Here is a 7,808-nt window from a genome sequence, read left to right as displayed (position 1 = left end):
AACGGCGCACCGTCGTGGAAGGTGACGCCCTGACGCAACGTCAACTCCAGATAGGAACCGTCCGGAGCGAACTCCCATGACTCCGCCAGACCCGGCTGGAGATCACCGTTCCCGTCCACGACCGTCAGCCGGTCGAAAATCGGTGTGAGGTAGCCCCATCCGCCATAGCCTGTTTGTAGGTACGGGTCCAGATTTCGGGTAGGGGCTGCGGAACTGACGCGAAGTACCGCAGTTGAGTCGACCTCGCCTGATGCCTCGGATGCCGACGGCAAGGTGCCGCCTCCACCACAGCCTGAGAGAAGCGCAACTGTTGCAGCGATTGCCGCAAGTCGCGCACTTTTGATCATCACTGTCGTGTATCTCCTCGGTTTTGCAGGTCGCTGACTGCTCATCCACACTGGGTTCACATTCACCGCCAGATGCCTACGGCACTACCTCCGACGGTGTGCGATCGACGAATGCCTGCAGCACACGCTCGTAGCTCGTCCGGCCCACTTCAGTCGACACAATCGGGTCGCCGGGAGTTCTGGCAGAAGCGACTTCGGAGTGTGAGTCCGTCCTGCAACGTTCGGCAGGCCGAACGTTGCAGGTGTGCATGCCTCAGGCGGACACTCTGGCTGCGGCTCCAGCATCGATCGGTACCACTGTTCCCGATATGTGGGCGCTGGGCTCCGCTGCCAGGAACAACACAGCACGAGTGACCTCGGACGGATCAAGGAATGCGACCGGCTGCCCATGCAGCTTCGAAAAGGTTGGCTCCACATCCGCCCTGTCAGGCGAATCAAGGTCCGGTCGCATCAGCCTGTAGAGCGCGTCGTTGTGCACCATAGGCGTCGAGATATTGCCCGGAGCAACGGCATTGACCGTGACCCCACAGGGAGCCAGGTCAAGTGCGGCGCTCTTCGTCAGACCAATTACACCCCACTTGGAAGCGCAGTACGCCGACTGCCCAGGCGCCGCCGAACGTCCAAGCATCGAACTGACGGTGACGATCCGGCCGTACCCGCGCTCGACCATCCCTGGTGCAACCGAAGCGATTGTATTGAACACACCGGTCAGGTTTGTTCGGATAACCTCGTCCCACTGAGCGCTGGTCACCTTCTGAATCGGTGATACAGCTGCCACGCCGGCGTTCGCGACCGCGATATCGATCCCGCCCAGTTCCGACTCCGCCCGAACAATGAAATTCTCCATGGCGGAGCGATCCCCGGTATCGACAAGCGAGACGAAGCAGCGACGCCCTGCCGCCTCGACGAGGCGGGCAGTCTCAGCCAGGTCATCCCTCGTTCCCAATGCGTAGTCGATGCTCGCGAAATCCTCGCAGCGATCGCAAATCACCACGTCTGCCCCGCGCTCAGCCAGCGCAACTGCATGTGAACGCCCTTGTCCGCGAGCGGCTCCGGTGACCAAGGCCACACGGTTCAGGAAGTCGTCCATTTCAATTCTCCTTTCGTGCCCCAGCCAGGGCAACGGTTTGTGCGCTTCGCGTACGGCGCCGGTTCTGACGCCCGGGACGTGCCTGGTGGCCCACGTACTTCAGACATAGAGCAACGTCCGGGGTCGCCACCCCTCGGCGACGCACGCGCCGCTCGACTCGCAGGCGGCGACCTGTCAACTACGAATCCCCTTCTGTTGTAGGCGAACTTGGCTCTGGGAGTGCGCCCACCTGCAGGCAGTCACTCGGACGAGCGGAGGTACATGAGCCTGGACAAACAGAGATTGTGACTGTAGACGGCCATCATCGACGCAGACGGTCCATCCGCTGAACCGGACCATGGTCAGTCGGGCCCGACCACACATTGACCTCCTCGCCAGGTGCAGTCAGAATCCCGCACCCCTACCTTGCGAACGAACCAGCTCGACAGCGTGGCGTACACCGACGGCATCGGAGAATCACGACTGATGGGAGCTCACACAGAATCACGGACATGGATGCGCCCGTCGAGGACCGCCTGCTCGATCGAGTTCCGCAGAGCACCGCATTCCCGGACACGAACCGTGCGAGCACGCGAGGGCCCGCCGGCCCGGAACTCGGCGCATCGCGTGTCAGGATCCGTCATCCACCGGATCGCGGTGTGATGGAACGTATCCTTCTCGACGAGAACCCGATTCGCGCAGCGCGAGCATTCCAACGGTTGCATTGTCAGACCGGCTCAGCCGCGGCTGCCTTGGAGGCGATGTTTGACTGAACTTCCTTCTTCCACGCCTCGATCGGCTTCGACGTGTCCATCTCGAACTCGAAGCGCTCGACCATCACTGGAGTGATGTCGGCAACATCGACATAGAACTGCTCGTACCACCGGCGGAGCTGGTAGATGGGGCCGTCCTCGTCACACAGCAACGGATTGTTGATGCGGCTCTTGTTCTTCCAGATCGCGATGTCCTGCTCGAAGCCGGTGGCGATGAAGGTAGTCATGTCCTTGGCGATGGACTCGGCCTCGCCCGCCGGGAGCTGGTCGGTCTTCTTCACCATCACCCCGTACATGAGGACGAATTTGTCGGGCGTAACCGGGAAGTGGCAATTGATCAGGATGGACTCGACATCAAATTTGTCGTATCGGTAGGTCAGCTCGTCGATCATGAATGCCGGGCCATGGTACGCCGCGACCGAGTCGCTACCCAGCAGCTTCGGACGCATCGGGTCGTTCGACGGCGGGCGCAGGTCCTCGCGGGCGATACCCTCGTAGAACTGGATTGCGGTGTGCCCCTCGAAGATGTTCTTGAACCGCGTGGGGAACGAGAAGTGCACGTAGAAGAAGTGCGCCATGTCCACGACGTTGTCGACGATCTCGCGGCAGTTGGTATCGATGACAATCGAATTCCACATCCACTCGGTCCACTCGGTGCCCCGTTCCTTCATCAACGGGATCGTGACGTCAGCCGGCGGAGGTTTACCCTCCGGGTCGTTCCACACGAAGAGCAGGCCGTCCTGTTCCATCGTCGTCCACGCCCGCGTGCGCGCAATCGGTGGCACCCGCCGGGCGTAAGGGATCCCCGCGCACCTGCCACTTCCGGCCCACCGCCAGTCGTGGAAGGGGCAGGCGACGGCGTCGCCCTTGATAGTGCCATCGCTCAGGTCGCCGCCCAGGTGCCGGCAGTACGCATCGAGGGCGTTCAACGCGCCCGCGCTGTCCTCGAACACGACGAGCTTCGTACCGAACGCCTCGATGCCGTGCGGCTTCCCGCCCCGGAAGTCCTTCGCCAGACCGAGGCAGTGCCAACCCCGCGCAAACCTGGTCGGCGCGGCGCCGGCGTCGATGATGCGGACCTCATCGTCCGTGGTCGGTGTTGTAGTCACAGTTCTGCCCATCCCTTCGAGCGATGCCGGCTGCATGCGGCGAAGCAGCCCTCTCCGATCGACCCGACACTAAAGGCGACGCGCAACCTTCGACGCCTAGATTTCTCATTGGATGAGACTCTGCCGCTGCACCTTTGTGCCGCACCGGCTGTCCTCGTTTGTGGCCATCCGGAATCTTCCAACTCTTCCCAGCCGAAACAACCCGACTACGAAGTCGAGCGTGCAGCGTGCGGGTGTTGCCTCTGTTCAGCGGCGCCATCGTGGTCCGGCTTGCGCCCGCCGCCCGAGTCTCCTCAGAGTCTTACCTACCGAGAAAGGGTGAAGTATCCGACTGCGCCAGCGCTCAGTCTGACGGTGACCGGACGGCTCGGTTTCACTCGCATAGCGATCGCGACACCACTGCAAAGCAAGGCCCTCCGTCAATTTGTCACGAACAAAAGTGCCCCCAGAGAAGAAGGTTCCACATGATCGATTCAACGAACGACCCTCTGCAGCCAGCCAAGCTGGGTCCGATCACACTTCGCAATCGGACGATCAAGTCGGCAACCTACGAAGGGATGACCCCCGATGATCTGGTGACCGACGAGCTCATCAGATTCCACACCGCGGTGGCCGCAGGCGGAGTTGGCATGACAACCGTGGCGTACTGTGCCGTCTCGCCCGACGGCAGAACCAATGCGGGTCAGATCGTCTGGCGCCCGGAGGCGATGTCTGGACTGCGCAAACTCACGGCTGCTGTTCATGACCACGGAGCCGCCATTTCGGCTCAAATCGGGCACGCGGGGCCAGTTGCAAACCCCAAATCAAATGGCGTTCCCTCGATCGGGCCCAGTAGGATGTTCCACCAGATGAGCCAGCGATTCGTGCGTCCGGCGACGGTAGCAGACCTGGCCAGGATCATCGAGAACCATGTTGACGCAGCCAAGATGGCAATCGAAGCCGGATTCGATGCCGTTGAGCTCCATTTCGGGCACAATTATCTCGCCAGCTCGTTCCTCAGCCCAAAGCTCAACCGCCGCAGTGACTCTTACGGCGGTTCGCTCGAGAACAGGGCTCGACTCGCCCGGGAGATCGCCCGGGCCGTTCGCGATGCAGTCGGCAACAAGATCGCCATCTTGGCCAAGATGAACATGGACGATGGAGTCCCGGGCGGATTCTGGCTGGACGAGGCCATTCAGGTGGCGCAATGGATTGAGCAGGACGGTTCGATTGATGGACTCGAACTCACCGCGGGCAGCTCACTTCTGAATCCAATGTATCTCTTCAAGGGCGATACTCCGCTACCGGAATTCGGCGCTACCCTCGACGGCCCTGTCACGAAGCTTGGCTTCAAGATTGTGGGCAAGTACAAGCTGCGCCAGTACCCGTACGAGGACACCTACCTCCTGGAAGACGCGCGCCAAATTCGAGCTGCAGTAAAGATGCCCCTCGTACTCCTGGGAGGGATCACGAACAAGGCGGCTATGGACCTGGCCATGCGGGAGGGATTTCAGTTTGTCGCCATGGCTCGCGCATTGCTGCGCGAGCCGGATCTGGTCAATATGATTGTTGCAGACCACTCGAAGAAATCGCTGTGTAATCACAACAACAAATGTATGCCGACAATCCGGACCGGCGCACGATGCGTCCTTACCGGCGGTCTCGATATCCACGACTGAGAGCGCGATGAGGCCGTAATCGAGACGGAGAGGATGCACTCGGTTCAGAAAATTGACAGTGCCCCCATCTCAACTGGTCGAAACCATTCCAGGTTGAGATGGGGGCAATTCTGCATGGTCGATTCGAGTGAAAGGCACTGCCGTCGGCCACCGACTCCGCCGCGCACTGAAACAGCAACCCGCTTCATTGACGTCCGATCACCGACATGCCGTCAGCGCCTGTAGCGTCGGCTAACCATCGGCCCGTTGGCAGACGTGACTCGTCGAGATTGTGCGCTGGCGCGATCCATGGGATGACGCGCCCGTCGATCCCGTGCCCGTCGGCGGCATCACCGGTGCACGCGTGATGGAACTCGCTCGTGCGCGCCCGATGAATGTCGCCCTCCCAAGGCTACAAATCTCCACCGACACGCGCCGGCCCGGGATCCAGATCAGCCATGACCAGGAGATACTCCACCCGTCGCGGGTCGCCGGCCATGGCGCATCACCAGCGCTACTCCCAGAGCAATGATGCCGATAAGTGCACAGATCCCGTATGCCTGATGGAAGCCTGTCATCGACAGAATTGGTTGCTGCGTCGTGGGATTGATGCCCAGAACGTAGTTGCCGACGAGCGCCCCGAGGAACGCGCTCGCCAGAGCGCCCGAAACCTGCTCCGAGGTGAACTTCATCGAGCCAGATACACCTTGGGTATTGGCCGGAACTGCGTCGATCACCAGATTGGTCGAACTCGAGAAGTAGAACCCAGCACCTCCGCCCATGATGATCGCCAGAATCACCACGCGGGCTTCGGAGTCAGCAGCTCCGACTGCGATGGCTGCCGACGCAATCGCTATCCAGCAGAGCCCCAACAGCAAGGCGGTTCTGGTCGCGTAGCGCCGCGCAATCCACCCGCCGATGACGCCACATGCGGCGGAGGCCACCCCCTGGGGAAGGCCGTAGTACAGGGCGTACTCAGACGCAGACAGACCAAGACCGGAGTCGCTAGTTCCCGGAACTGCCACAGCTCGAAGCATCTGCGGCATCAGGGCACCGTTCGTGCCAACAATTGCTCCGTGCAGACCTGCGACAGCCATCGTCATCCAGACAGCTGGACGTGCCAGCAGCTCAAGCGAAATGAGCGGGTATTCGATTCTACGTTCCACTAGAACGAAGCCCGCGATCAGCACGGCTCCAATCACGAACGAAGCCAGCCGGAGGTCAGGTCTGATCGCTGCGACAATCAATGAAGCTGCGCCCAGCCCGAGCAACGCTGCGCCTGCATAGTCGATTCGGTGATCGATTCTCACCGTGGTCTCCGGCATAAATACAACGATCAGCAGGAGAATGACCAGTGCGTAAACGAACAGGAACCAGAACGCACTACGAAATCCCTGGTTGTCGATCAGCCATCCCCCGAGCAGCGGTCCGAGGATCGCAGATGCACCAATGCCCACACCAATACCGCCGACACCGATCGGAACCCAACGCGGCGGTATCAGGTCCCGGACCAACCCGTAACAGATGACGGATCCCGCGAGTCCCACCCCCTGAACAGCGCGCCCGGCGAGAAACAAGCCAAATGTCGGGGCGACCGCACACAAAGCTGTTCCCATGAGGAACGCGGTGGTGCCAGCGAGCAACAATTTCTTCTTGCCATAGATGTCAGCGAGTTTGCCCAGGACAGGCACCACGACCCCGCCCACCAACAATGGCGCGGTCATGACGAGACCTACTTGCCGAGTACCGAAGGTTGACGCGATGTCAGGAAGCCCAGGGCTGACCAGAGTGAACTCGAAAGCCATGACCTCCGTCATGAGCGCGGCCAGCGCGATGATCAAGAGCGACTGTCTTCTCGATCGTTCATTTTGCGCCTGGGGCGGGCGGACTGCGACGTCCACGTGAGAGGGATCGACCATTCGTACTTCTCCAACCTTATCCAGTCGAATGTGACTGCCATCACCATCCCGGCAGGGAGTAGCCGCCACCATATGGCGTCCCGAACAGTGAGACTCGCGGTCCCTCCGCCTCGCGCTGATCCGAGGACGACTCATGTCGCCGTAGCAAGAATGGCGCGCCGATCCGGATGGCCTCCTTCCTCCGAACCTCGATTCATCAACCAGCGCAACGCATTTACCAGTCACCGCAGCCGAGGGAAGCTCCTTCGACGGGCGTGACCCAGTTCCTTCGGTCGGTTTGGAACTTCACGGTCGGGTCACTCACCAGCAGCAGCGGTTCGGTGGAATCCACCGACGGCCCGCCCAGCCGGACGAAGCCTCAGTTGCAGCCACAACGACTCATGGTCACGGCTCTGCGGACAGCGCCGGCCACACCGGGACGGGGCGAGTTGCGCAGAGATGCAGGAAACTCGGGCTCACCTCTGCGGCTACCGTGGTCCCGAGCGAGACGGAGATGACGAGAACGGTCCGCGGTATGACCCCGGTTGGCCGGCAGCGAGATCCGGGCGACGAAGATCAGCAGCTCAGCGCATCTCGGCCGTAGTCGACAGTGCCCCGCCAGTGCTTGGCCGACGACGGATACAGATGGTCCGACAAGAATGCGCTGAAACCTTCAAACACCAGTGCTGTATGCGAATTCGACGAAACTTGTGTCGAACGTCGCGCGGGAGTGCGGGCTTACCATCCCGGAACGAACCCACCAGCCCGCACCTGTGTCAGCCACGAGTGCAGCGTGCGGGGCCACGGCGGCCTCGATCGTCCGCGCCTAGTCGCCGGTCGTGTTAGGTGTTTCCTGCAGATGCGCGCAAGATCGATAGTCCAGCGCTACCGCAGAACCCCTACTTCACGCAGTGGCCGGCATCGACCGGCAGCGTGACGCCGGTGATGTAGCGGGACTCGTCGGACGCGAGGAAC

General features: G+C 61.4%; 5 protein-coding genes. 1 reads left to right on the top strand and 4 read right to left on the bottom strand.

Annotated elements, in window-relative coordinates:
• From AC1RIF_RS27200 to AC1RIF_RS27190, 3 genes are all read right to left on the bottom strand, one after another.
• The coding region (locus tag AC1RIF_RS27200; protein ID WP_492604497.1) for an ABC transporter substrate-binding protein at nt 1–347 on the bottom strand (347 nt) is incomplete at its 3' end.
• A 253-nt stretch (nt 348–600) separates the two neighbouring features.
• A complete protein-coding gene (locus AC1RIF_RS27195) occupies nt 601–1,437 on the bottom strand; it encodes a mycofactocin-coupled SDR family oxidoreductase (protein ID WP_492604496.1) in 837 nt (278 codons plus the stop codon).
• 706 nt (nt 1,438–2,143) lie between these two features.
• The gene (locus AC1RIF_RS27190; RefSeq protein WP_492604495.1) at nt 2,144–3,298 is read right to left on the bottom strand and encodes a 3-ketosteroid-9-alpha-monooxygenase, oxygenase component; all 1,155 of its coding nucleotides are present in this window, start codon (nt 3,296–3,298) and stop codon (nt 2,144–2,146) included.
• Between the two features lie 464 nt (nt 3,299–3,762).
• On the opposite strand from AC1RIF_RS27190, the gene AC1RIF_RS27185 reads away from it, so the two are divergent.
• Nucleotides 3,763–4,956 (top strand): NADH:flavin oxidoreductase, encoded by a 1,194-nt coding sequence (locus AC1RIF_RS27185; RefSeq protein ID WP_492604494.1) that lies wholly within the window; start codon nt 3,763–3,765, stop codon nt 4,954–4,956.
• 431 nt (nt 4,957–5,387) lie between these two features.
• On the opposite strand, the gene AC1RIF_RS27180 is transcribed toward AC1RIF_RS27185, so the two are convergent.
• Nucleotides 5,388–6,776 carry an MFS transporter gene (locus AC1RIF_RS27180; RefSeq protein ID WP_492604493.1) on the bottom strand — a complete coding sequence of 463 codons (1,389 nt, stop codon included), beginning with the start codon at nt 6,774–6,776 and terminating at the stop codon, nt 5,388–5,390.
• Between the last annotated feature and the right edge of the window lie 1,032 nt (nt 6,777–7,808).

The sequence above is a fragment of the Prescottella sp. GW823-FHT02E09 genome, assembly GCF_058797375.1.
This window is presented reverse-complemented; position numbering and strand designations above follow the sequence as displayed.

Bases quoted from the DNA above. Each gene is read 5' to 3' on its own strand.
- AC1RIF_RS27195 (WP_492604496.1), bottom strand. From the start codon at position 1,437: ATGGACGACTTCCTGAACCGTGTGGCCTTGGTCACCGGAGCCGCTCGC.
- AC1RIF_RS27185 (WP_492604494.1), top strand. From the start codon at position 3,763: ATGATCGATTCAACGAACGACCCTCTGCAGCCAGCCAAGCTGGGTCCG.